25 protein-coding genes and 1 pseudogene are annotated in these 24,049 nt (G+C 58.9%); 16 read left to right on the top strand and 10 right to left on the bottom strand.

Going from position 1 to position 24,049, the window contains the following annotated elements; all coding sequences use genetic code 11:
* Positions 1-15 precede the first annotated feature (15 nt).
* The 4 genes from AKJ29_RS02605 to AKJ29_RS02590 are packed head-to-tail and all read right to left on the bottom strand — an operon-like array spanning position 16 to position 3,450.
* Positions 16-1,191, bottom strand: coding sequence for a lytic murein transglycosylase (locus AKJ29_RS02605; RefSeq protein ID WP_055187669.1), 1,176 nt, complete (start codon positions 1,189-1,191; stop codon positions 16-18).
* Between the two features lie 46 nt (positions 1,192-1,237).
* On the bottom strand, positions 1,238-2,140 hold the full coding sequence (gene cbiB, locus AKJ29_RS02600; RefSeq protein WP_074963635.1) for an adenosylcobinamide-phosphate synthase CbiB: 903 nt from the start codon (positions 2,138-2,140) through the stop codon (positions 1,238-1,240).
* A complete protein-coding gene (locus AKJ29_RS02595; RefSeq protein ID WP_055187664.1) occupies positions 2,137-3,069 on the bottom strand; it encodes a threonine-phosphate decarboxylase in 933 nt (310 codons plus the stop codon). The genes cbiB and AKJ29_RS02595 overlap by 4 nt, the downstream gene beginning before the upstream one ends.
* A gap of 9 nt (positions 3,070-3,078) precedes the next feature.
* Complete coding sequence (locus AKJ29_RS02590) at positions 3,079-3,450, bottom strand: DUF1636 family protein (protein ID WP_055187662.1); 372 nt, start codon at positions 3,448-3,450, stop codon at positions 3,079-3,081.
* Positions 3,451-3,645: 195 nt separating this feature from the next.
* Between AKJ29_RS02590 and AKJ29_RS02585 the strand changes: the two genes are divergently transcribed.
* The 7 genes from AKJ29_RS02585 to AKJ29_RS02555 all read left to right on the top strand — a co-directional run bounded on the left by AKJ29_RS02585 (position 3,646) and on the right by AKJ29_RS02555 (position 9,079).
* Entirely contained in the window at positions 3,646-4,023 is a 378-nt protein-coding gene (locus AKJ29_RS02585; RefSeq protein WP_055187660.1) for a response regulator, read from the top strand.
* 41 nt (positions 4,024-4,064) lie between these two features.
* The gene (locus AKJ29_RS02580) at positions 4,065-4,697 is read left to right on the top strand and encodes an HAD family hydrolase (RefSeq protein WP_055187658.1); all 633 of its coding nucleotides are present in this window, start codon (positions 4,065-4,067) and stop codon (positions 4,695-4,697) included.
* A complete protein-coding gene (locus AKJ29_RS02575) occupies positions 4,694-5,620 on the top strand; it encodes an ornithine cyclodeaminase family protein (protein WP_235477246.1) in 927 nt (308 codons plus the stop codon). Before AKJ29_RS02580 ends, AKJ29_RS02575 begins: the two co-directional genes overlap by 4 nt.
* A 6-nt stretch (positions 5,621-5,626) precedes the next feature.
* Positions 5,627-6,430: a phytanoyl-CoA dioxygenase family protein gene (locus AKJ29_RS02570; protein ID WP_055187656.1), complete on the top strand. Its 804-nt coding sequence runs from the start codon at positions 5,627-5,629 to the stop codon at positions 6,428-6,430.
* Positions 6,427-7,356, top strand: a complete 930-nt coding sequence (locus AKJ29_RS02565; protein ID WP_055187654.1) for an alpha/beta fold hydrolase — start codon at positions 6,427-6,429, stop codon at positions 7,354-7,356. The genes AKJ29_RS02570 and AKJ29_RS02565 overlap by 4 nt, the downstream gene beginning before the upstream one ends.
* Before the next feature lie 72 nt (positions 7,357-7,428).
* A complete protein-coding gene (locus tag AKJ29_RS02560) occupies positions 7,429-7,686 on the top strand; it encodes a metal-sensing transcriptional repressor (RefSeq protein ID WP_055187652.1) in 258 nt (85 codons plus the stop codon).
* Between the two features lie 70 nt (positions 7,687-7,756).
* Entirely contained in the window at positions 7,757-9,079 is a 1,323-nt protein-coding gene (locus AKJ29_RS02555) for an MFS transporter (RefSeq protein WP_055187650.1), read from the top strand.
* Positions 9,080-9,294: 215 nt separating this feature from the next.
* Here the strand turns inward: AKJ29_RS02555 and rpsU are convergent, their stop codons facing one another.
* Positions 9,295-9,501, bottom strand: coding sequence for a 30S ribosomal protein S21 (rpsU, locus tag AKJ29_RS02550; protein WP_018302784.1), 207 nt, complete (start codon positions 9,499-9,501; stop codon positions 9,295-9,297).
* Between the two features lie 187 nt (positions 9,502-9,688).
* On the opposite strand from rpsU, the gene AKJ29_RS02545 reads away from it, so the two are divergent.
* Positions 9,689-10,384: a COQ9 family protein gene (locus AKJ29_RS02545; RefSeq protein WP_055187649.1), complete on the top strand. Its 696-nt coding sequence runs from the start codon at positions 9,689-9,691 to the stop codon at positions 10,382-10,384.
* Entirely contained in the window at positions 10,385-11,368 is a 984-nt protein-coding gene (locus AKJ29_RS02540; protein ID WP_055187647.1) for an NAD(P)H-quinone oxidoreductase, read from the top strand.
* A 62-nt stretch (positions 11,369-11,430) separates the two neighbouring features.
* On the opposite strand, the pseudogene AKJ29_RS20655 reads toward AKJ29_RS02540, so the two are convergent.
* Both AKJ29_RS20655 and AKJ29_RS02535 read right to left on the bottom strand, forming a co-directional pair.
* Positions 11,431-11,523, bottom strand: a pseudogene (locus AKJ29_RS20655) (DUF2189 domain-containing protein); the annotation flags it as partial.
* A 434-nt stretch (positions 11,524-11,957) separates the two neighbouring features.
* Positions 11,958-12,599, bottom strand: coding sequence for a ribonuclease T2 family protein (locus tag AKJ29_RS02535; RefSeq protein WP_055187645.1), 642 nt, complete (start codon positions 12,597-12,599; stop codon positions 11,958-11,960).
* Between the two features lie 152 nt (positions 12,600-12,751).
* Here AKJ29_RS02535 and AKJ29_RS02530 point away from each other — a divergent pair, with 152 nt between their 5' ends.
* Both AKJ29_RS02530 and AKJ29_RS02525 read left to right on the top strand, forming a co-directional pair.
* Complete coding sequence (locus AKJ29_RS02530; protein WP_055187643.1) at positions 12,752-13,486, top strand: DUF1013 domain-containing protein; 735 nt, start codon at positions 12,752-12,754, stop codon at positions 13,484-13,486.
* 206 nt (positions 13,487-13,692) lie between these two features.
* Positions 13,693-16,143, top strand: coding sequence for an ATP-binding protein (locus tag AKJ29_RS02525; RefSeq protein ID WP_055188939.1), 2,451 nt, complete (start codon positions 13,693-13,695; stop codon positions 16,141-16,143).
* Positions 16,144-16,150: 7 nt separating this feature from the next.
* On the opposite strand, the gene yaaA is transcribed toward AKJ29_RS02525, so the two are convergent.
* The 3 genes from yaaA to AKJ29_RS02510 all read right to left on the bottom strand — a co-directional run bounded on the left by yaaA (position 16,151) and on the right by AKJ29_RS02510 (position 19,322).
* Complete coding sequence (gene yaaA, locus AKJ29_RS02520; RefSeq protein ID WP_055187641.1) at positions 16,151-16,915, bottom strand: peroxide stress protein YaaA; 765 nt, start codon at positions 16,913-16,915, stop codon at positions 16,151-16,153.
* Positions 16,915-18,957: a DNA helicase RecQ gene (gene recQ, locus AKJ29_RS02515; protein ID WP_055187640.1), complete on the bottom strand. Its 2,043-nt coding sequence runs from the start codon at positions 18,955-18,957 to the stop codon at positions 16,915-16,917. Before recQ ends, yaaA begins: the two co-directional genes overlap by 1 nt.
* A 77-nt stretch (positions 18,958-19,034) precedes the next feature.
* Positions 19,035-19,322, bottom strand: a complete 288-nt coding sequence (locus tag AKJ29_RS02510) for a YggT family protein (protein WP_055187638.1) — start codon at positions 19,320-19,322, stop codon at positions 19,035-19,037.
* Between the two features lie 123 nt (positions 19,323-19,445).
* Between AKJ29_RS02510 and AKJ29_RS02505 the strand changes: the two genes are divergently transcribed.
* From AKJ29_RS02505 to AKJ29_RS02485, 5 genes are all read left to right on the top strand, one after another.
* Positions 19,446-20,021, top strand: a complete 576-nt coding sequence (locus tag AKJ29_RS02505; RefSeq protein ID WP_055187636.1) for an acyl-CoA thioesterase — start codon at positions 19,446-19,448, stop codon at positions 20,019-20,021.
* An 88-nt stretch (positions 20,022-20,109) separates the two neighbouring features.
* The gene (locus AKJ29_RS02500) at positions 20,110-21,441 is read left to right on the top strand and encodes an MFS transporter (protein ID WP_055187634.1); all 1,332 of its coding nucleotides are present in this window, start codon (positions 20,110-20,112) and stop codon (positions 21,439-21,441) included.
* 10 nt (positions 21,442-21,451) lie between these two features.
* The gene (mepA, locus tag AKJ29_RS02495) at positions 21,452-22,330 is read left to right on the top strand and encodes a penicillin-insensitive murein endopeptidase (protein ID WP_055188937.1); all 879 of its coding nucleotides are present in this window, start codon (positions 21,452-21,454) and stop codon (positions 22,328-22,330) included.
* Positions 22,303-23,205 (top strand): esterase-like activity of phytase family protein, encoded by a 903-nt coding sequence (locus AKJ29_RS02490; RefSeq protein WP_074963633.1) that lies wholly within the window; start codon positions 22,303-22,305, stop codon positions 23,203-23,205. Before mepA ends, AKJ29_RS02490 begins: the two co-directional genes overlap by 28 nt.
* A 154-nt stretch (positions 23,206-23,359) precedes the next feature.
* The gene (locus AKJ29_RS02485) at positions 23,360-24,001 is read left to right on the top strand and encodes a queuosine precursor transporter (RefSeq protein ID WP_055187632.1); all 642 of its coding nucleotides are present in this window, start codon (positions 23,360-23,362) and stop codon (positions 23,999-24,001) included.
* Positions 24,002-24,049 lie beyond the last annotated feature (48 nt).

The raw sequence follows: 24,049 nt of genomic DNA, 5'->3' as shown, positions 1-24,049 counted from the left end.
GCAACTGCCCCGCGATCAGAGTTTCGACAAAAGCGCAGCCGTGGGCCACGCATCTGCAGGCAGTCCCAGGCGTTTTTGCTCCTTTTGCACCGCAACCCGTGTCTTGGCCCCAAGGATCCCGTCGATCTTGCCAACGTCATGCCCGCGCGCCGCCAGCTTCTTTTGCAACTGCTTCAACTGCGCACCTGACAGTGCCGGATCCGGGTTGCCGGCCTTGTATACAGGCGCGCCCTCCAGACGGGTGGCAAAATAGGCGGCCGTCATCACATAGGTGAAGCTCTTGTTCCATTCGAAATAGACCCGGAAATTGGGATAGGCGATGAACGCGGGCCCCTTGCGCCCCTGCGGCAAAAGGATCGAAGCCGGCAGGTTTGCGGCGAGCTTGCCTGCACGCGGCGTGACCCCCAAACGCGCCCACTGGCTCGCCTTCATCTGGGTTCCCAACCCGGTTTTGGACCAGTCGAAATCCTTGGGAAGGGTCACTTCCTGCACCCAGGGTTCATTGGCCCGCCAGCCCAGCTGACGCAGCATATTGGCGCCGGACAGAAGCGCGTCTGCGGGCGACCGGCGCAGATCCACCTTGCCATCGCCATTGCCATCCACACCGGCCTCGATAATGTCACCGGGCAACATCTGGACCATGCCGATCTCACCCGCCCAAGCGCCGGTGGAGGTCTTCGGATTGAAGCTTCCGCGTTCAAACAGTTCAAGAGCGGCAAAAACCTGCGGCTGGAACAATTCAGGACGGCGGCAATCATGGGACAGGGTCATCAACGAGTTCAGCGTGTTGAAATTTCCCTGAAACGCGCCGTAATCGGTTTCAAAGGCCCAGAACGCGGTCAAGACACCGCGGCTCACACCATAACTGCGTTCCATCTGGTCAAAGATCGCAGCATGTTTTTTCAGTTTTGACTGTCCAACCGCCATCCGGTTCTGACTGATCAATGCCTGCGAGAAATCAAGGAAGGATTTCTGAAAGATCCCCTGCGCGCGATCCGCCTTCAACGTGGCCGCATCCAGCCTTACGCCCGCAAAAAAAGTGTCGACAGCAGCCTTGGAATGGCCTTTTGAGCGGGCCTCTTTCTTCATTGCCGCGACAAAGCTGGAAAACGATCCGCCACATTTCACCATCGCGGTCGCAGGGCTGCTCAAACCAATAGCCAAAATGGCTGTCGCCAGAATTATACGCATAAATCTTTCCTCGCTTATATGGCGCCAGCCTACCGGTTTCAGCGGATCAGACAAGCGCCAGGAATATTGCAATTGCCAAAAGCACCCACCAGGCGGACCAGAGCATGTGAACCGCCTGATCCACCTCTTTCGGGCCGATCTCCTGCGCCCCGTCCTCATTCACCCAAGGGAACTCCCGCAATTCGCCTTCATAGGATCGCGGCCCCGACAGCGCGACGTTCAGGCTTGCCGCCATCGCCGCCTCGGGCCAGCCCGCATTGGGCGAGCGATGCAGCGGGGCATCCCGACGGATAATGTCCCAGGCAGCCCAATTGCGACGGGCAAGCATGAAGACAAGCGCCGAGAGCCGCGCCGGAACCCAATTCAACACATCATCCAGACGGGCGGCAAACTTGCCAAATTCCTCATGCTTTTCCGTGCGATACCCAATCATGCTGTCAGCGGTATTGACCATCTTGTAGACCATCAACCCAGGCAGGCCCGCAACCGCGAACCAGAAGATCGGTGCCACCACCCCATCCGAGAAATTTTCGGCCGCCGATTCAATCGCCCCACGGGCAATTGCCGGGGCGGGCATCTCGGATGTGTCGCGTCCGACAATCATCGACACGGCCTGTCGGCCATGAAACAGCGACTGGCGCATTCCATCCGCCACCGCCTGCACATGCTGCGCAAGGGACTTCTGCGCAATCAAGATCGCCGCCAGGAGCATTTCCCACAGGCCGCCAAATGGCAGATGCGGCACGGCCCAGCCCAGCAGCGCGGCCCCGACACATAAGACAAGCATCACCGCGGCGCCACGCAGGATCCGCCCCTCACCCCGGTTAAAGCTCTCATCCGCCCAGCCGATCAGACGCCCCATCAGCACCGCCGGATGCGGCAGGCGTTTCCACGCCCAATCCGGCTCGCCAAAGATGGCATCCAGCAGCATGGCGAGAACGAGGGTCACAGGGCAGCCTCCAATTGGGTCCAGCCTCCGGAGGGGGGCAGCCCCAGACGCAGCCAGGTTTTCGAATAGGGGAAAACGCGGCTCCAGACATGACCGCGGGCCAGTTTGTCTTGCCACATCAGCGCGTCCTCAACCTCGTAAAGCCGAAACAGCGTGGTGCCCCCGACCAGCTTGGCCCCATGATACATCATCGTCCCGTCCAGCCGCGCGGTATCAACCGCAAGGCGCTGGCGCATGGTTGCAGCCCAGTCGACATCCAGCAGCGCCCGGGTGCCGATCTCAAGCGCGGGGCCCGACACCTGCCACGGACCAACCGCTTCACGCAGCTTGGCGATAAGGGCGCGATCACCGATCACAAACCCAAGCCGCAACCCGGCCAAGCCCCAGAACTTGCCAAAACTTTTCAAAATCAGCGTGCCTGGTTCAGTGGCGCGCGATATATGGCTCATCTGCGGGGTGACGTCGCAAAAACTCTCATCAATCACAGTCAGAGGCCGGGACCAGTCCGGATCCAGCCAAAACCGCCCATCGGGGTTGTTGGGATGCACCAGCACCTGTGCCGCGCCCCCATCAGTCAGTTCCCAGCCATTGGCCTCAAAGGCGGCGGCATGTTCATTATAGGTAGGGGTCGGGATCTCGGCCTGCCCTGCCCCCAGCAGGGTTGGAATGCGGGCAATCAGAGCCGAGGCCCCGGGAGCTGCAAGGATATCCGCGCCCTCCGGCACATTCCAGAATGCGCGCGCTGCGGCCTCAAGCCGTTCAAACGCGCCTTTGTCGGGCAGCGCGGTCCAGGCTTCGGCACCGATTTCACCCAGCGGATATGGGTGCGGGTTGATGCCGGTGGACAGGTCGATCCAGTCCACGCGCTTGCCGCCATATTGGGCGATGGCTGCATCCAGCCCGCCCCCGTGATCACGTAACTTGGTCATGCCCGTGGTTCACTCCTCGGGGATCGGGTGATGGCGGGTGACGAAATGACCCTTCACGGATTGCGGCCACTGACGATAGGGCACAGTGCCGTTTTCGCTTTCTGCATGACCCTGGGCATAGGCCACGATGCCTTCGGCGGCATCCTGAGTGGGATCAAACCGCCCCATCGTATAGGCCAGTTTGCCATGGGCCTGCACCGTCACGTTACAACTGTTGTCACAGCCCATCAGGCAGGAGACGCGACGCACCTTGAGTGCGCTGCCGATCGCGGCCTGTTCCACCAGATCCGCCAGCTTCTCTCCATCAGTTTTGCCGCCTGACGTGGTTTCATCCCAATCTTCGCGCTTGCATGTGTCACACACTGTGATCCAGCTTGTCATGCGTTTCTCCCTCATACTCTTCCCGCCTTGAACCGGAAATCCGCTCAAAACACAATCCTGCTTGGCATATATCCACCGATTGCCCCGACCCAAACCCTTTGATTGTCGCCGGAACGGGAACAATGTGGAATACTGTTCCCAGAGATTTGTTAGCGAATCTGAACGGTTTGTGCCACAACGCGGCAAGGAGTTTTCATGCGCGTATTGATCGTCGAAACGAACCAGGATCTGGCCGGGGTCTGGAGCCGCTCTCTGGAACGGCAGGGGGTGGATGTGATCCGCGCCCATGATGAAGATGCGGCCATTCGTGTGCTCGATCAGACCCGTGTTGACGTGATTGTCATGAATGTGCATCTGAAAGACGGAAACGCATTGGCGCTTGCCGATTATGCCGAGTTCCGCACCCCACATACGCGGGTGATTTTTGTCACCAATTCCAGCTTCTTCTCAGACGGATCCATCTTCAATCTGGCCAGAAATGCGCATGCATTCATTGCAGACCAAACACCGGTCGAAGATCTGACCGCCCTGGTTGAGTTCCACGGAGCGCACGCCTGCAACGCGGCTGAATGATCCGCATTTGCAAACCCGCGCCCCTTGGCTAAAGTCCCATCATGACACAAAGTGATTTGCGACCGGACGCGGTTATTTTCGACATTGGAAACGTGCTCATTCGCTGGCAGCCAGAAGAGCATTATGACCGCTGGATCGGGGAAGATCGCCGTCGCGCCATGTTTGCCGCGGTTGACCTTCATTTCATGAATGAGTTGATGGATCGGGGCGGTGATTTCCGCGACACGATTTATGGAACTGCCGCACAATATCCTGAATTTGAAAAGGAAATTCGCTGGTGGCATGATCGCTGGCGTGAATTGGCCAGCCCACGGATTGACCTTTCCGTCGCCACGTTGCGCGCCTTGAAACGCCGTCAGGTGCCTGTCTTTGCCTTGTCGAATTTCGGCGTCGGGTCCTTTGCCCAATCTGAGCTGGACTATGAGTTCCTGCAGGATTTTGACCGCCGTTACATCTCTGGTCACATGAAAGTCACCAAGCCCAGCGCGCAGATCTATCAGATGGTTGAGGAGGATTGTGGTCTTTCCCCCGAACGGTTGCTGTTTGCCGATGATCGCGCCGAAAACATTGCCGCTGCCGCCGAACGCGGCTGGCAGACCCATCTGTTCAACGATCCGCGTACCTGGGCGGATCACCTGATCCGACTTGGCTTGATTGAGGAGAGCGACCTTTGATCCATCCGAACGCTCCTGACATCATTCCGTTTGAAGCCGATGCCCTGCTGAATTGGCGCGCATTGACCGACGCGCTTCTGGCTGGTCACAGCTTTCCCGAAGCCAAGATTGGTGACACGTTTCTGTATCGCGATGCGGACACGATGCTGACCCGCTCCGCCTGGATTGACGGGCTGGGAAGTGCGGTAAAGACCGCCAATATCATGCCCGGCAACCCGGCACGTGGCGAACCGATGATCCACGGGGCGGTTAACCTTTATGACGATGTGACAGGTGCGCTTGAAGCTATGCTCAACTTCCATCTTGTCACGAAATGGAAAACTGCGGGCGATTCCGTTTTGGGCGCCAGATTGCTGGCGCGGGCCGACAGTAAAGTGATCCTGATCTGCGGCGCGGGCACGGTTGGTCACAGCCTGCGAGAGGCCTATGGCGCCCTGTTTCCCGAAGCGCATTTCCTGATCTGGAACCGCTCACCTGACGGGGCAAATGCCTTTGCCGACAGCCACGACAAGACGCGCGCAGTGGCCAGCCTGGAGGAAGGCTGGGCCGAAGCGGACATTATCACGTCTGCCACCATGACCACAGATCCGATACATTTTGGAAAATGGGCCCGCCCCGGCCAGCATATCGACATGATCGGCGCCTATCGCCCGGACATGCGCGAGGTGGATGACGAAATGCTGATCCGTGCCCGCCTGTTCATGGACAGCCGCGATACGGTGCTTGACCATATTGGCGAGTTCAAGGACCCGCTGGCACGTGGCGTGATTTCGCGCGACGATATTTTGGGCGACCTTTATGATGCGGATAAAGGTGTCTTTACCCGCGCGCCCGGCGACATCACCTTCTACAAAAACGGCGGCGGGGCGCATCTTGATCTGATGACCAGCCGCTATATCCTCAGCGCCTGGCGGGAAAGGTAACATCCGATGGTCACGATTACAGAAGAGCAGATCGAAGCCTATCAACGCGATGGTGTGGTCATGATCCCCGGCGCGCTGAACGACTGGGTCGAGGTGATGCGTGACGGTGTGGAACGCAATATGGCGGAGCCCGGCGAATATGCCTCTGAAAATGCTGTTACCGAAGGGCGGTTTTTCGACGATTACGTAAACTGGACCCGGATTGCGGAGTTTGAAAACATCGTGCGCAACAGTCCTGCGGCGCAAATTGCGGCCAGGCTGATGCGGTCAACCTCGGCACAGTTTTTCCACGACCATGTGCTGGTCAAGGAACCCGGCACACCGAAACCCACGCCATGGCATCAGGACGGGCCTTATTACTTTGTTGAAGGGGAACAGACGGCGAGTTTCTGGCTTCCACTGGATCCGGTGCGCGAGAACTCGTTACGGTTCATCGCGGGCAGCCACAAATGGGACAAGATGGTGCGCCCGGTCAGCTGGGCCGATGACAGCGATTTTTACCAAGCCAAGCAGGAGTGGATCCCGGTGCCGGACCCGGATGCCAATCCCGGTGACATGACGGTGCTGGAATGGGAAATGGAGCCCGGCGATGCGGTGGTGTTTGACTTTCGCACCGTTCATGGCGCGCGCGGCAACACGGCTGCAACCCGCCGCCGTGCGCTCAGCCTGCGCTGGATGGGGGATGATGCTCGTTATGTTGAACGCCCCGGCCGCACCTCTCCTCCGTTCCCCGGCCACAACATGACCTCGGGCCAGAGGTTGCGCGAAGACTGGTTCCCCGTGCTGTGGCATGAAGGGGACGACGCGTGAGCTGGTTTGCACTGTTTCTTCTATGGATGTTGGCCAATCTGGCAGTTGCGCCCTGGGTGTTGGAACGTGCCCGGACGGTGATGGACAGCGTTGCGCGCCGCAAAGCACCCGGCGGCTTTGTGGAGCTGCCCTCCGGCCTGACCCATTACCAATGGCACGGGCGAGAGCGCGGGCCGCTGATCCTTATGGTCCACGGTCTGACAACCCCCAGCTGGGTGTTTTTCGCCCTGATCCCGGGGCTTGCCAAAATGGGCTTTCGCATTCTCACCTATGACCTTTACGGGCGCGGGTATTCCGATCGCCCGAAGGGCAAGCAGGACGAAACCTTTTTCCTGACCCAGCTAGAAGAGTTGCTTGAGGCGCTGCGGATTGATGGAGAGATATCCTTTTTGGGCTATTCGATGGGGGGCGCAATTGCCACGGCCTTCACCGCCCGCCATCCCCACCGGGTGGATCGCCTGATGCTTCTTGCCACGGCAGGCATGATCTATCACACCGGACCTTGGCTGGCCCGCGCCCGGGACTGGGGTGCATTCGGCAACTGGCTGTGGGGGCTCATCGGGGGCTGGGTGATCTGTCAGGCGGCCAAGCCTGACGCGGCGACCGCACAAATCCCAGACTTGCCCGCGCGCGTGAAACAGGAAACCCAGATCCGGGGATCTGTCCGCGCGGTGCTGTCATCGGAACGCAACATGCTGTCCGTAACGCAGGAAGCCGAACACCGTGCCATTGCGGCCACCTCGATTGCGGTGATTTCGGTCTGGGGTGAGAACGACATTCCCATCCCGCTCACCGCTATGGGCAAACTGACCGAATGGAACCGCGCCTGCTATAAATATGAGATCAAAGGCGCCGGGCATGGGCTGATTTACACGCATCCCGATGAAGTGATTTCTGCCTTGCAGGAACATCTGCGCGAAGTTTGAACCGCTTCGCAACCTTTCCGCCTCACAAGTTCCGCATTTGACTTCATCCCCCACCGGGGGATAGGGTTCGATATGACTGATCAACATCACCACCCGTCCCACCCACAGATCACCGCCCGACTGAAGCGTGCGCATGGTCATCTGGCCAAAGTCATCTCCATGCTTGAGGATGAGGCCAGCTGCACCCAGATTGCCCAGCAATTACATGCTGTTGAAAAGGCCATCACCAATGCGAAGAAAGTGTTGATCCACGATCATATCGACCATTGCCTGGATCCGGACACGCCGGTGGATATGGAGGATTTCCGGGAAATCACAAAATATCTCTGAGAGGCACCCCTCGGGATACACATCCCCCCTCTTCCCATTTCAGGCGACAGACAGATCCCAGGGCACATCGATGATCAGCATCCTGAACAACCGAACCTACCGCCACTTGCTTGGTGCCCAGATCGTGGCACTGACCGGCACCGGGCTGGCCACGGTGGCCCTTGGCCTTCTGGCCTATGACCTGGCGGGGGACCGGGCTGCGATGGTGCTGGGCATCGCCTTGACAATCAAGATGGTCGCCTATGTGCTGGTTGCCCCGGTCGCGGCGGCCCTGGCCGAACGGATCAGTCGCCGCCGGGTCCTGGTAACGCTGGATCTGTTCCGTGCGCTGGTGGTGTTAGGCCTGCCGTTTGTCACCGAGATCTGGCAGATTTATGTGCTGATCTTCCTGCTGCAATCCGCCTCAGCCGGGTTCACCCCGACCTTTCAGGCAACCATCCCGGATGTGCTGCCAGATGAGGAAGACTACACCCGCGCCCTTTCTCTTTCCCGCCTGGCAATGGATCTGGAAACCCTGCTCAGCCCGCTTCTGGCGGCAGCCCTGTTGGGACTGACCGGGTTTGCCACGCTGTTTCTGGGCACATCGCTGGGGTTCATTGCATCGGGGCTTTTGGTTGCTTCCACCCTGTTGCCCACGCCGGAACCGGGCAAGCCCCGCCCAATCTGGGAGCGCACGACGCGGGGCATTGGCCTTTACCTGAAAACCCCCCGCCTGCGCGGGCTTTTGGCCCTGTGCTGGGTCAGCTCGACAACCGGGGCCATGGTCTTTGTCAACACGGTGCAATTGGTGAAATCCGATCTGGGATTGGGTGACAGCGCGGTGGGTCTGGTGCTCGGAAGTTTCGGCACAGGGTCCATGGTGGCGGCCCTTGCCCTGCCACGGCTGTTGAAAGAAACCGAAGATCGCGCCGTGATGTTTGCGGGGGCAGGAATAAGCCTCTCAGCCCTTGCCGGGTTCAGCCTGATCGGCCTTGTCCTGCCGGTCAATTTTGTACTGATCTCCGGGATCTGGTGCGCCATCGGCTTTGGGTTTTCCGCCACCCTCACCCCCGCTGGCCGTGTCCTGTCGCGATCCGCCCATCGCACGGACCGCCCGGCACTCTTTGCCGCGCATTTCACCCTGTCCCACGCCTGCTGGCTGGTGGCCTATCCGCTCTCTGGCCTGCTGATGTTTCATCTGGGCGCTGTCGGCGCCGCGTTGATATTATCCGGCCTTGGGATGGTGGGCGCCGTGATGGCAGTGCGCCTTTGGCCCCGGCACTCGTCACAATCGGTAGAACATCGCCATGATGATCTGCCACCAGATCACCCACATCTGGCCGGCGATGGCCCTCATGCCCACACCATTATCATCGACGATCTGCACCCCCGGTTTCCCACCACACGGGGCTAAACGGGCCAAAACACTTCGAACCACCCCCTTAAAGCGTCCGACCTATTCCCTGAAACATCATGTGGTGCGAATATCCCGAGAACGCAAAGCATGGCAGGGTATTCGTGCCTCAGGTTTAAGGCCGGGCACTCTAAAAACAACAAACCCCCGAAGCGAGGCTGCGGGGGTCGTCGTGGCGAGGAATTGACAACTCCCCCACCGAATACGATCAGATCTTAAAGAAGACCCTCACGTTGCGCTTTTTTCCGAGCCAGCTTGCGCTGACGGCGAATAGCTTCCGCTTTCTCACGGGCTTTCTTCTCGGAGGGCTTCTCGAAATGCTGCCGAAGCTTCATCTCGCGGAAGACACCTTCACGCTGAAGTTTCTTCTTCAGCGCACGAAGCGCCTGGTCTACGTTGTTATCGCGAACCGAAACCTGCATGTGGTTGTCACCACCTTTCTAAGTTAGTGTTTGCAGAATTGCAGGAACGGCCCCTTTAGCAGGGAAAGTGAGTCGTGTCCAGACAAACCACCCGCTGCAGGTGGCAACACGTGACAATCTGAATGCTACCCCCCACGCCCAGAACCTGTATAAGTAGACAAGAAATTCCCCGGCCCGGATCGACATCATGATCAGTAAAACAGATTTCCTTGACACCGCCCTCAACCATGTCCCCTTTGACGGCTGGTCCGAGACCACGATGAAGGCAACGCAGGACGAGTTGGGGGTGCCTGACGCCGAGTTGCAGGCGCTGTGTCCGCGCGGGGCGCTGGATCTGGCGCTGGCCTACCACAAGGCAGGCGACGCCGAGATGGTCGCAAGGCTCGAAGCTGCCAATCTGGACAAGATGCGCTTTCGTGACCGCATTGCCGCCGGGGTGAAGTTCCGGCTTCAGGTGGCTGATAAGGAAATGGTGCGCAAGGGTATGGCCTTTTTCGCGTTGCCCCAGAATGCAGGCGTTGGCACGGCCGCCCTTTGGGAGACCTGTGATGCAATCTGGGCCACGCTGGGGGACAGCTCGCAGGACGTGAACTGGTATACAAAACGCGCCACGCTTTCCGCCGTTTACTCCTCAACCGTGCTCTTTTGGCTGGGGGATCACAGCGAAGGCGATGCAGCCACCTGGGCTTTCCTCGACCGGCGCATCGACAATGTGATGCAGTTTGAAAAGGTGAAAGCGCAGGCGCGCAAGAACCCGCTGTTCAAATCCTTCATGGCCGGTCCGGGGAAGATCCTTGAGACGATCAAAGCCCCCGGCACCCGAGACATGAACCCCAAATATCCGGGCCGCTGGGCGCCCTCTTCCCCGAATGGAGACACCTGAATGACCGACATGATGCGCGCGGTGGAAATCTCGACCCCCGGTGGGCCCGAGGTGTTGAAACTTATCGACACCCCAATCCCTACGCCTGCGTATGGTGAGATCCTGATCAAGGTGGCCTTCGCAGGTGTAAACCGACCCGACGCCATTCAACGCGCGGGCAATTACGCCCCGCCCCCCAACGCGTCACCCCTGCCCGGCCTGGAAGCATCCGGGGAGGTTGTGGCCATTGGTGAAGGTGTAACCAATTGGAATATAGGTGATAAAGTCTGCGCCCTTCTGCCGGGCGGCGGCTATGCCGAATATGTCACCACCCCGGCCGCTCACGCTCTGCCTATCCCCGAAGGGATGGAAATGCGAGACGCAGCCTGCCTCCCAGAAACATACTTCACCGTATGGTCTAACGTTTTCATGCGCGGCGGCCTGCAGGCTGGAGAGCGGTTCCTGGTCCATGGCGGCTCCTCCGGCATCGGCACCACCGCCATCCAGCTCGCCAGCCATTTTGGCGCGCGCGTTTTCACCACGGCAGGTAGCGATGAGAAATGCGCCGTCTGCACCGACCTTGGCGCAGAGCGGGCAATCAACTACCGCGACGAGGATTTTGTCGAGGTGCTGAAAGGGGAAGGGGGCGCCAACCTGATCCTCGACATGGTTGGCGGCGACTATATCGCCCGCAACATCCGCTGCTTGGCCATCGAAGGCCGCATGGTCCACATTGCCTTCCTGTCCGGCCCAAAGGCCGAAATCAATTTCGCGCAGATCATGGCCAAGCGCCTGACCGTGACAGGCTCCACCCTGCGCCCGCAATCCGACCTTGCGAAGGCAAAGATCGCCGAGGAATTGTTGGAAAAGGTTTGGCCGCTTCTGGACCAGGGCACCGTCAAGCCCGTGCTCGATCAGGTGTTCCCGCTGGCAGACGCCCACGCCGCCCACGCGCGCATGGAAACCAGTCAACATATCGGGAAGATTTGTCTGGAGGTGGGGTAGAACCCGACCGGGAGGAGGGCGCTTACAAGAGCGCCTACTCCATATTCAGATCCCCCCCTCTGCACCGCCTTGCGATAGAGATGCCAGGTGGCATGGCCCAGAATGGGCAGCACCACAACCAGCCCCAAAAGCAGCGGAAGCGCACCTAACAACAGCGTGGCCCCAGTCGCAGTGCCGCATTCAGATCCGCCATATGCAGAGGTCGGAGCTTCGGAGGCGCATCCTTCGAGGATATATGATCAATATTTTCAAGGACATGATTCCCTGCGTCGGCCACATGCTGAGCCATCCAGGATAATGGGTTTCCGATTGTCTTGATCATTTGCCTTCCTCCCGCAGTGTTACCACCCGGCCGGCTCCCATGCATCTAAGCACAAAGACCGGACCCCGGCCTTTGCTCCCAGTGTATCATGACCGGCTCACACGGCCCGCACACAGGCAAATGAACCCTGCGGGGGCCCCAAGGCGGCAGCGGCGATCTCTCTCGCATCGCTCTATTTTCTGGGCAAAAATATCCCCACCCGAGGCATAAGAACTATCCCCCAGCCTGCTAACCTACGGGAAGAAAGACGCGGGAGCCCCCGCGAGATCAGCGGATCGGATCCAGTAGTGCACGTGTCTGCGAACAATCCCGACGCACGTCCCGACCACATTCCCGCGGCTCAAGATCCTTGGTCAGGCACAGGCGCGCTTCCTGAATGCGATCCCCTTTGCAGGTGATGGTCAGCATATCGGCCTGCCACTTCGGGTTTGCCTGCAAAAAGGCGTCCTCGATCACTTTCGCAGGCAGCCGCACCGGTTTGTCGAGCTTACGCAGGATTTCCGGTCTCTCCACCGCTTCATAAGCCCGGCGCACGGTGTCGTAATAGTCTGCGGGTTCCAGCCCGGCACAGGTGCCGTGTTTCTTCCACTGATACCAGGCGGCCCCTCCGTCGCCGAAAATATCCGCCTGCGCGCGGGTCATGCCGCGCGACGGGGCGCGAAAGCTGTGCCGGCAATAGCTGGGCCAGCCCTCTTCATATTGCGGCCACAACCCATGCACGACCCAGCCTAAATCCCGCGACGGATCACATTGTTCGGATCCCCGCGCATCCCCTTCGACAGCACACCAGTTTGGGGACCAGCTTAACGCCAGAACGTAATAATCAAAGTCTCCGGACGGCTCACCATCTGCCCAAAGGCCCAGCACTGAGAACCCCCAGATCACCCCTGCCAAAACCGCCTTACGCATTTGCTCTTCCCTCTTTTTCCTTTCTCCCTTATATAGACCGCAAGTTCCCCGACAACGAGAACCGGTCTGGAAAACTCCCCGTGAGACCAGACAGCCCAGCCAGGGCACGGGAAAGTCGTATCCGGGCCACGTGTTTTCAAAGGAGAGTTCCAATGTCGAACAAACCGATCATGGCAAAAGCCACCGCCGTCTGGTTGGTGGACAACACCACCATCAGCTTCAAACAGATTGCTGACTTCTGCGGACTGCACGAGCTGGAAGTTCAGGGCATTGCCGATGGCGATGTGGCCACCGGCGTGAAAGGCTTTGACCCGGTTGCCAACAACCAGCTTGACCCGTCCGAGATCGAAAAGGCCGAGGCCAACCCGCTGCACAAGCTGAAGCTGAAATTCTACGCCGCAGCCGTGGGCGAAGAGAAACGCCGCGGCCCGCGCTATACCCCGCTGTCAAAGCGTCAGGACCGCCCGAACTCGATTCTGTGGCTGGTGAAGTTCCACCCGGAACTCAGCGACGGTCAGATCGCCAAACTGGTGGGCACCACCAAGCCGACCATCCAGTCGATCCGCGAACGCACCCACTGGAACATCCAGAACATGGAGCCGATTGACCCTGTGGCCCTGGGCCTGTGCAAACAGTCCGAACTGGATCTCGCTGTTCAGAAAGCCTCGAAATCGGTGGACGCAATGTCTGATGACGAGCGCCGCAAGCTGGTTTCGACCGAACAGAGCCTTGCCATGGATGCAGAGCCGAAAATGCCATCGGCCATCGAAGGGCTGGAAACGTTCACGCTGTCCAATGAACCCAAGGAAGAGAAAGAGGAAGTTCTGGATGCAGACAGCTTCTTCAACCTGCCTTCGGGTGATGATGCGGACGAAGACGACAGCTGATCATCCCCTGAAAACGCATATTGAACCCCGGCCCGGCCTCTCCGGTGCCGGGGTTTTCATTTGTGCCTGAAACTGCACCCCCAAAAGTCACCTCTGAAAATTGATTGCATTTTGCAGACGATTTTCTTCATTCCGTTAAGCCCCTGTTCACCCTCTTCATCCCATTCTGCCAGGCAGACAGGAACGCAGAATGCGGAGATGCGGGTATGAAGATTGATGATGTCCTGGCACAGGAACGGCGCGCCAGAATGGCCGCTGAGAGGCTATTGGCCCAGAAACAGGCCGAGCTGTCCGACGCAAACCGGAAGCTGTCCCTTCATGCCCGCAATCTGTCTGAAGAAATCGTCGAAACGCGTGAGGACCTGAAAGAAACGCTCACCGAAAACTCATTGGTCAAGGCCGATCTGGAACGCGCAGCGGAAGAGGTTGTGATTGCCAAGAGGCGCCTGTGGGACAGCCTGGAAACCATCGAAGACGGCTTTGCGGTTTTTGATCAGAACGAATGCATGATTGCCGCCAATTCCGCCTATCTAAAACCGTTTGACGGGTTGGAATGTATTACCCCCGGCATTTCCTATGTAGAGATCCTGCACGCGGTTCTGGATGAAGGCATCGTCGATATCGGCACCATGCGTCCCCTGGCCTGGCGCGACATGATGCTGACCCGCTGGCGCGCACCCAAGCTTGAACCGCACACAGTGCGCTTGTGGGACGGCACCTATATCAAACTGGTCGACCGCCGGTCTGGGGATGGGGATACGGTTTCTCTGGGGCTGAACATCACCGACACGATTCAATATGAAGCCAAGCTGAAAGAGGCGCGCTTCACGGCCGAAGCTGCAAACCGCTCCAAGTCTGCCTTTCTGGCAAATATGAGCCACGAAATCAGAACCCCCATGAACGGGGTGATTGCCATTGCAGAACTATTGGCCGAAGGGGAGCTGGACGAGGAGCAACAGCTTTATGTTCAGACCATCAAGAATTCTGGCGAAGCCCTGCTGACCATCATCAATGATGTGCTGGATTATTCGAAGATCGAAGCCGCCAAGCTGGTTCTGAAAACCGAACCTTTCGATCTGGAAGCCAAGCTGCACGATGTGGTTACGCTGCTCATGCCCTCCATGCAGGAGAAAGGCCTGGAGATCTCGGTGGATTTTGACCTGTTTGTCCCCACCCTGTTGACGGGCGACCCGGTGCGCATTGGTCAGATCCTGACCAACCTGATTGGTAATGCGGTAAAATTCACCCCGGAAGGACATGTTCAGGTCCGCGTTCTGGGGGTCCCCGTCGATGGGGGCACCAAACAGAAAATTCACATCACCGTCGAAGACAGCGGCATCGGCATTCCTGCCGAAATGCAATCCCATATTTTTGGTGAGTTCAATCAGGTCGAAGATGAGCGCAACCGGCGTTTTGACGGCACCGGCCTTGGGCTTGCGATCACAAAGCAACTGGTCGAGCTGATGCATGGGGAAATCTGGGTCGAAAGCGAGGACGGAAACGGGTCCTGTTTCGGCTTGCACATGACCCTTCCTGTTGTCCAGAACGTCGAAATCCCCAATCTTCCTCTGGGCCTAACCACTGCAACATTGTTGATGGATGCGGGGCTGCATCAGACAACCCTGTACAAAAGCCTGCAGGCGATGGGGTTGGAGGTTCACCGGATCACCAGCCCGGACGCCCTCCCATCGGAACTGAACGGCCATCATGTCCTCTTTGTTCAGGAAGAGCTTCTTGCCCGTGCAACCCCCACCATGCTGCACAGCCTGTCCTCGGCTAATGTCCGTGTCATTCAGGTAAAGGGTCAAAATCATCAGGCAGCCGCCCCCACCCCCACCACCTGCAGGATTGACCGCACCCTGTCGATGCCAATCCTGCGTCAAGAGCTGTTCCAGACACTTCAGGAAATCGACTTCAAATCAGTCCCCGCAGAGCCTGCCGCCATCTCAAATGCGCAAGACACGCTTGAGGCCGTGGCAGAGCTTATCACTGCCCCACAGGCGAACCCGGCTTCTCCTCCCCCTGCCGCCGAAACCGAGCATACCATCGGGCATGGCGACGATCAGCCTGCTCAAAACGTTTCCCCCCGCCCGCCCGAACAAGTGGATCTACAGCACCAGCCGGTGGCACCGTTGCCACGGCTCCAACCACAGCCCGAGCAAACATCCTCTCCGGTCCAGAACGACCAGACCGCTTCACAGGCCCCCTCACAATCTTGCCCGCTGCCCCCCACTGCGCCGGCTCAAGACTTGCGCCAGATGCGGGTGCTTGCAGCTGAAGACAACCGGACCAACCGGTTGGTATTTTCCAAGCTGGTCAAGCCGCTCGATATTGATCTGAAATTTGCCAATAATGGCCGCGAAGCCCTGGAGCTCTTTAAATCCTTTCAGCCTGACCTCGTGTTCATGGACATCTCAATGCCGGAAATGGACGGAAAACAGGCCACGCGCTGCATTCGCGAACTCGAAGCTGAACAAGGGTTACCGCATACCCGTGTCGTCGCCCTGACCGCCCACGCAATGGCGGGAGATGCCGAGGAGATCTTGCGTCACGGGTTGGACAAACACCTGACCAAACCTCTGAAGAAACCACTGATCATCGATGAAATCCGGGACAATTGCCCAATCAACGCCCGCCCACCGCTTCTTGAGGATTAACCCCTGCTCAACCCTCAGCGTCGCGCAGGAATACCAGGCTGTCGCCGTCACTCATTTCAGGGTGATACTGATAGCCGCCCAGATCAAACCCCTTAAGATCCGTGGGATCGGTCAGCCGATTTTCCATCACATATCGTGCCATCGCCCCGCGTGCTTTCTTGGCATAGAAGGACACAATTTTCGGCGTGCCATTTTTCATTTCATAAAAGCTTGGCGTGATCACCCGGGGGATCAGGATATCCCGGTTTGCCGCTGAAAAATATTCCACCGAGGCGCAATTCACCAAGACAGAGGAGCGGGTTTGCTCGGCCCGTGCATTGATCGCCTCGGCGATGCGGTCTCCCCAGAACTCATACAGGTTCTTGCCCCGCGCATTTTTCAACCGAGATCCCATTTCCAGGCGGTGTGGCGCAATCAGGTCTTCGGGGCGCAAAAGTCCGTAAAGGCCGGACAGGATGCACAGGTGATCCTGCGCATAACGGCGCGCATCCTCTCCCAGACTGGGTCCATCCAACCCTGCATAGGTGTCGCCCGCAAACATTTCCAGCGCCTGTTTCTCCCCCTGACCCGAGCCGAAATCGGCAAATCGCTGCGCATTGAGCGCGCCAAGCTTGGGGGAAATATGCATGAGTTTTTCAAGGTCCTGCGCCGTCAATGCGCCAGCCGTGCGGGCAAGCTCGCTGGCCTGGTCCAGATAGAGCGGCGTGCTGCCACCTTGAGCCTTGGGGGCTGTTTCATCCAGACGTTTCGCGGGAGATACCACAACCAGCATCACACATTCTCCATCAAAATTTCCAAAAACACCGGCCCGAACCGTTCCACCTTGGTCTCATTCATTCCCCGCACCCGCGCAAGATCCGCAAGGGATCCGGGTCTGCGCTCGGCAATCTGGCGCAGGGTGCCCGGTGTCAGGGTCATGTATTTTCCGCAGCCATCTTCACCCCGCAACAACCGGGCGGCGGCCTCTTCCAGCTGATCGTAAAGCCCGGCCTCGTTCCGGCCGGCGAGTTTCCGACGCTGCGGATGCAATTCGGGCGCATCCCCCGCAATGACTGACAAGAACGCGTCCCCGTAGGTTTCGAGCTTCTTCGCCCCCACCCCGCCAATGCGCGCCATCTCATCCAGATTTCCCGGTCGCTTCTCAGCCATTTCAATCAAGGTGCGGTCGGTGAAAACCACGTAAGCCGGCACGCGGGCGGCCTCGGCCAAAGCGCGGCGCTTGGCCTTCAGAGCCGAAAGAAGCGGCGCGTCCTCTTCGGACACCATCATCTTTGCTGCCGGACGACGGGAGGGCTTGAGCATATCGCGGCGCAGGTGGACCTGCTCTTCCCCGCGCAGCACCGGATGCGCCTTGGGCGTGATACGCAACGCCCCATGGCGCGCCGGATCCGGTCGCACCAGATCCAACCCAAGCATCTGTCGGAAAATGGCCTGCCACAGCCGTTTGTCATGTTCACGCCCCACGCCGAATGTGGGCAGATTGTCATGTCCTCGTTCGCGCACCCGTTCAGTGGCATTCCCACGCAGAATGTCGATCAGATGCCCGGACCCGTAGCTTTCGTCAGTGCGCAACGCGGCAGAGAGCGCCTTCATCACATCTACCGTGCCATCAAACAGCTCAGGTGGACGTTCACAGAGGTCACAATTGCCACAGGGCTCGGAGGTTTCCCCGAAATAGGCAAGCAGTTGCTGGCGGCGGCAACCATGAGCTTCGGCCAACCCCAAAAGCGCATTGAGCCGCCCGTGATCCGCCCCCCGGCGTTCGGGCGAGGCCAGCCCTTCATCAATCTGGCTGCGTCGCAGGCGGATGTCATCGGGCCCAAAAAGGGTAAGGGTTTCGGCAGGGGCCCCGTCCCGGCCCGCCCGGCCGATCTCCTGGTAATATGCTTCAATGGATTTAGGCAGATCGGAATGTGCCACCCAGCGAATATCCGGTTTATCAATCCCCATTCCGAACGCAATCGTGGCAACCACGATCAGCCCATCTTCCTGTTGGAAACGACGTTCGACCTCTCGCCGGTCATCGGCCTCCATCCCACCATGATAGTGGATGGCACTATGCCCCGCATCCCGCAAAGCCCCTGCCAGAGTTTCGGTGCGGGCACGTGTGCCGGAATAGACAATGCCGGACCGCCCGCGGCGAGCATCGGCGAAATCAAGGATTTGCTTGCGCGGATTGTCCTTGGCGGCAAAGGCAAGATGGATATTGGGGCGATCAAACCCGTGCAGGAAGCTGCGCGGCGGGTCGCCGTCAAACAGCTTTTGCACAATCTCGTCACGGGTTTCCTGATCCGCGGTTGCGGTGAACGCGGCAAGCGGGACATCCAGTGTGCGCCGGAGTTCACCAATACGCAGGTAATCCGGGCGGAAATCATGCCCCCACTGACTGACGCAATGGGCCTCATCCACCGCAATCAGCGTGGTTCCCGCACGTCGCAGCAGGTTCACGGTGCCGCCAGAGGCCAGCCGCTCCGGCGCCATGTAAAGAAGTTTCAGCCGCCGGTCAGACAGCGCCGCAAACACGGCGTCATTTTCTTCCTCGGTATTGCCAGAGGTGAGCGCCCCGGCCTCAACCCCCGCCGCCTGCAGCGCGCGCACCTGGTCGCGCATCAGGGCAATCAGGGGTGAGATCACCACCGTCACCCCGTCGCGAACCAGGGCAGGAAGTTGAAAACAAAGGGATTTTCCGCCACCTGTGGGCATGATGGCGAGTGTATTTTCCCCCGCGACCACGGCGTCCACAATCTCGGCCTGACCAGGCCGAAAGCCATCAAATCCGAACACGGATTTCAAAAGGTCCAGATCACGGGGCATATGGGCAGCTGCTCGTTTCTTATGACGGGCAGAGTCTCATACCCCGGCGCTCAGAACAAGGGGGGTTAGGACGTTGTTCAGTAGATCCCCATCGCCGCATTCATCAAGAGGCGTTGCGCGGCGTAAAGACCGATGATCACCACCAGCGGGGACAGATCCAGCCCACCGGTTGCCGGCAGAAAGCTGCGGATCTTGGCATAGACCGGCCCCAGCAGGCGCTCCAGCCCGTACCAGATCTGGGCCACCAGCTGTTGGCGCAGGTTGAGCACCTGGAAATTGATCAGCCAGGACATCACCACATGGGCGATCACGATATACCAGGCGATTTGAATGACAAACAGCAGCGTTTGGATCAGGGCCAGCATGGGTGTTCCTTTCTTGGTCTTCATCCCATCTAGGGTCATGAGATCAAAAGGGCAAGGGTGACGCGCGGTTCTGGTTGACGCGGCGTTCGCACGATGGGCAAGAGATCAAAAACGGAGCTCCCCATGTATCCCTTCCTGCGCATGATCAAAGAGTTGGCGAAAAATGCCAATGCCTCCCCCCTGCCGGTCACGGGCACCCATGTGAGCCATCACCGCTGCTGGCCCTGGGATCTGGACCTGTGGCGCGAGCTGAACAACGGACGCACGCTGACCCTGTATGATCTGGGCCGCATCCCTCTGGCCCGGCGCACCGGGCTGACACGGGTCTTGCTCAAGAACCGCTGGGGACTGACCATGGCGGGGGCCAGCGTGCGGTATCGCAAACGGATCAAGATGTTTGAACGGGTCGAGATGCATTCACGCCTTGTCGGGTGGGATGACCGTTTTTTCTATGTGGAGCAAAGCATGTGGAAAGGCGATGACTGCGCCAACCAGATTGTCTATCGCTCTGCGGTAACTGATCGGAACGGGATCGTTTCGACAGATCGTGTGCGCGAGGCCTTGGGCCATGTGGACAGGCCACCGCAACTGCCCTCCTGGGTGCAGGCCTGGATCGACGCGGATGCAATGCGACCATGGCCCCCGGAACAGTCCCCACATGAAGCGCAGGCGGAAAATTCAGCCGCCAACATGGCGTAAAGCGCACAGGCCACCTTGCCCTGTCCCGGCAAACCCTGTTTGATCCATTTCATAAACGGCAATATCACCGCACAGCAGGGGCAACACCATGGCAGAGATTTCGGCGCGCAAGCGTATCTGGGGCTGGTTCTGGTTTGACTGGGCCAGCCAGCCTTACAATACGCTGATCCTGACATTTGTCTTCGGGCCATACGTGAAATCCCTGATCGGTGACGGCGCCGAAGCCCAGGCAACCTGGGGGTTCACCGTCGCCCTCGCCGGTGTCTGCATCGCATTGCTTGCTCCCGTGCTGGGTGCCATTGCCGACACATCCGGCAATCGGCTGCGCTGGATCTGGCTGTTTTCGGTCATGTATGTGATCGGGGCCGCCGGCATCTGGTTTGCGATCCCCGGCATGGAGGATCTGACCTGGATTTTTGCCAGTTTCGCCATTGGCCTCATTGGCATGGAATTCGCCACGATCTTTACCAACTCGATGCTGCCCGACCTTGGCACGCGCGAAGAGATCGGGCGGATTTCCGGAAATGGCTGGGCATTCGGGTATATCGGCGGGCTGCTGTCGCTTATGATCATGCTGACACTGTTTGCGGAAAACCCCGAGGGGCGCACGCTGATCGGGATCGAGCCGCTGCTGGGGTTCGACCCGGATCAACGCGAAGGCACCCGCTTTGTCGGGCCACTGACTGCCATCTGGTATGCCCTGTTCATGGTGCCGTTTTTCCTGTGGGTGCGCGATCCGAAGCACACCAACCCCAACCCGCAGATGATCAAACACGCCATACTGGATCTTGGCCAAACCCTGCGCAGGCTGCCCAAATCACAAAGCCTGTTTGCCTATCTCGGCAGCTCGATGTTCTACCGCGATGCGCTGAACGGCATGTATACTTTTGGCGGGATTTATGCGGCAGGTGTTCTGGAATGGAGTGTGGTCAATGTCGGTATTTTCGGCATCGTGGCCATCATCACCGGCGCGGTATTTGCCTGGCTTGGCGGTAAGGCAGATCACCGGCTCGGTCCCAAACCCGTGATCCTGTTCTGTATCCTTGCCCTGACGGCGGTGGCCGTCAGCGTGGTTTTCATTTCGCGCGAACAAGTGTTCGGCATGGTGGTGGGGGCAAACAGCGCAGCACCTGATATCGCCTTTTACATCATCGGTGCGGTGATCGGCGCGGCCGGAGGGGCCCTTCAATCAGCCAGCCGCACCATGATGGTGCGTCAGGCCAACCCCGAACGCATGACCGAAGCGTTTGGCCTTTATGCACTCGCAGGCAAGGCCACCAGCTTCATTGCACCCTTTTCGATCGGGGTGGTGACCGCCCTCACCGGTAGCCAGCAACTCGGCGTAACCCCGCTGATCGCCCTGTTCATGCTGGGACTTTTCCTGCTGGTCTGGGTTAAACCTGATGGCGAGCATGAATGAGGCCCTGATCATGAGCAAACACATCCTGTCCCTGCCAGCGATTGTTCTGGGCCTGCTGGCCACCCTCAGCAGCCCGGCACAGGCAGAACCCCCTGCAAAAGAACTTTTTGGCAAGGCCCAGGCAGGATCCGCCCAACGTGCGGCTTCTTACGGCTCCTATGCCAAAGGCTGTGTGGCAGGCGCGGTGCAATTGCCGCAGACCGGTCCGACATGGCAGGCCATGCGCCTGTCGCGCAACCGAAACTGGGGCCACCCCGAGCTTGTGGATTTTGTTCAGGACCTGTCCCGAAAGGCCGCCCGCCAGACGGGCTGGAAAGGGCTGTATATTGGCGACATGAGCCAGCCGCGTGGCGGGCCGATGTTATCGGGGCACCGCTCCCACCAGATCGGGCTGGATGCCGATATCTGGATGCTCCCACCTACCCGGCTGGATCTAAGCGTGGCCGCGCGCGAAAAAATCTCCTCGATCTCAATGCGCCGGGCCAAGGGAGCCTATGTGAATGGCAGCTGGACACGCCAGCACCACAATATCCTCAGGGCCGCAGCCCAAGACCCTCGCGTGGCACGGATCTTTGTCTTCCCTGGCGCCAAGGTGCAGATGTGCAAAGATGAAAAAGGGGATCGGGCGTGGCTTCGCAAGATCCGACCCTGGTGGGGACATCACTATCATTTTCACGTGCGGTTGAAATGCCCGAGGGGCGCGCGCGGCTGCGAAAATCAGGCCCCGCCTCCCAATGGTGATGGCTGCAAGGATGCCGAAAAATGGGTGCAGGACATTCTTTATCCACCTCCCCCGCCCCCTAAACCTTCGAAACCACGCAAGCCGCGTGGCCCCCTCACTCTTTCGGATCTTCCAGCACAATGCGGCGCGGTCTTGTCTTCACAATAGCGGCTTTCCTGATCCTGCTCACCGCGTTCGGAGAAGCGCAGACAGCGGGCAAGGCATCTTATCTGCAGTCCTTCCGCATGCGAGGCGAAGGGCCAAATTTTGGTGGGTTCTCCGGGCTGGAGCTCGACAAAGATGGTCTCAGCTTCACTGCAATCACCGACCGGGGCTTTTTCATCAAGGGAAAGATCAGTCGCAATGAAAACGGCCGGATCACCGGCATAAGCCAGACCGCCCCGGAAGGCCTACGGACCGACAAGGGTAATCCCCTCCCCCGCTTTTTCAATGACAGCGAAGGGCTGGCAATTGCCGAGGACGGGCAGAATTATGTCAGCTTCGAAGCCAAGCATCGGGTGCAGACGTATGCCACACTGGGGCAACCGTCCAAAAACCTTCCGAAACACCCCGATTTCGACAGGATGCAGGTCAATTCCTCCCTTGAGGCGATCGCAGTGGACCCGCAAGGCACGCTTTTCATGTTGCCCGAGCGCAGCGGAGACACCGAAAATTTTCCGGTCTACGAACTCCGACGTGGCGCCGACCAATGGCTAAAACGGTTCAGCATCCCACGTCGCGGTCCGTATCTGCCGGTGGGGGCCGATATTGGCCCGGATGGCAAGCTCTACCTGCTGGAGCGCCACCTTGCCGGCATCCTTGGTTTTACCAGCCGGGTACGCCGGTTTGATCTGGGACCTGCGGGTCCGCAGAACGAGGTGGAGCTGCTGCGCTCTGGCCTGGGGGTGCATGACAATCTGGAAGGCATTGCCGTGTGGCGCGATGATCAGGAGCAGATTCGGCTCACCATGATCTCGGATGACAATTTCCAGTTTTTCCAGGTGAGCGAGATCGTGGAATACGTGGTGTCCAACGCCCCATGATCGTGCGCGCGCTGACGTAAGGGATTCCTTATTTGAAAATTGGGACTTGAATTGTTGACAACCGAGCGCTATGCCCAGCCCGCTTTTGGGGCCATGCAATAGGCAGCTTCCCAGAGGCCGAGTCGCCGCTACCTTGATAAAACGGATCAAAAACATGACCAGAATCCTACCTGGCGTAATCGCCATGGCCACTGTTGTAGTGGCCTCAAATATCCTTGTTCAATTCCTCCTGCTTGACGGGCTGCTCACCTGGGGGGCCTTCACATACCCGCTTTCCTTCCTGGTGACCGACGTAATGAACCGTGTCTATGGCGCGGGGCCGGCACGCAAAGTTGTATTCGCTGGCTTTGTCGTCGGCGTGATCTGTTCGCTAATCGGCAGTCAGATCATGTTGCAGGGCGAGGGGTTTGAATATGCTGCGGTCCCGCTGCGTGTTGCAGTGGCATCGGGCGCCGGTTTCCTGACGGCCCAATTGCTGGACATTGCCGTATTCAACAGCCTGCGCGACGGCAAATGGTGGCGCGCACCACTGGCATCGACCCTGATAGGGTCGGTGGTTGATACAGTGTTGTTTTTCACCATCGCATTTTCGGCCTCGATCACCTTTTTTGGTGCCGGCGCAGATGCCGCCATCAACTGGGCCTGGGGACCTGCCCCCTTCCTGACGTTTGGTCCGGAAATGCCGCTTTGGGTCTCACTTGCCGTTGCCGACTGGCTTGTAAAATTGACGCTTGCCCTCGTTGCGTTGATCCCATTCCGGGTCATTGTCACGAAACTTTCACCAAGTGTTGCGTAAAAAGTTTTGACAAATACCAAATATGTGGCACCATCCTATTATCGCTAA

The organism is Aliiroseovarius crassostreae (assembly GCF_001307765.1).
Classification (GTDB): Bacteria; Pseudomonadota; Alphaproteobacteria; order Rhodobacterales; family Rhodobacteraceae; genus Aliiroseovarius; species Aliiroseovarius crassostreae.
This window is presented reverse-complemented; position numbering and strand designations above follow the sequence as displayed.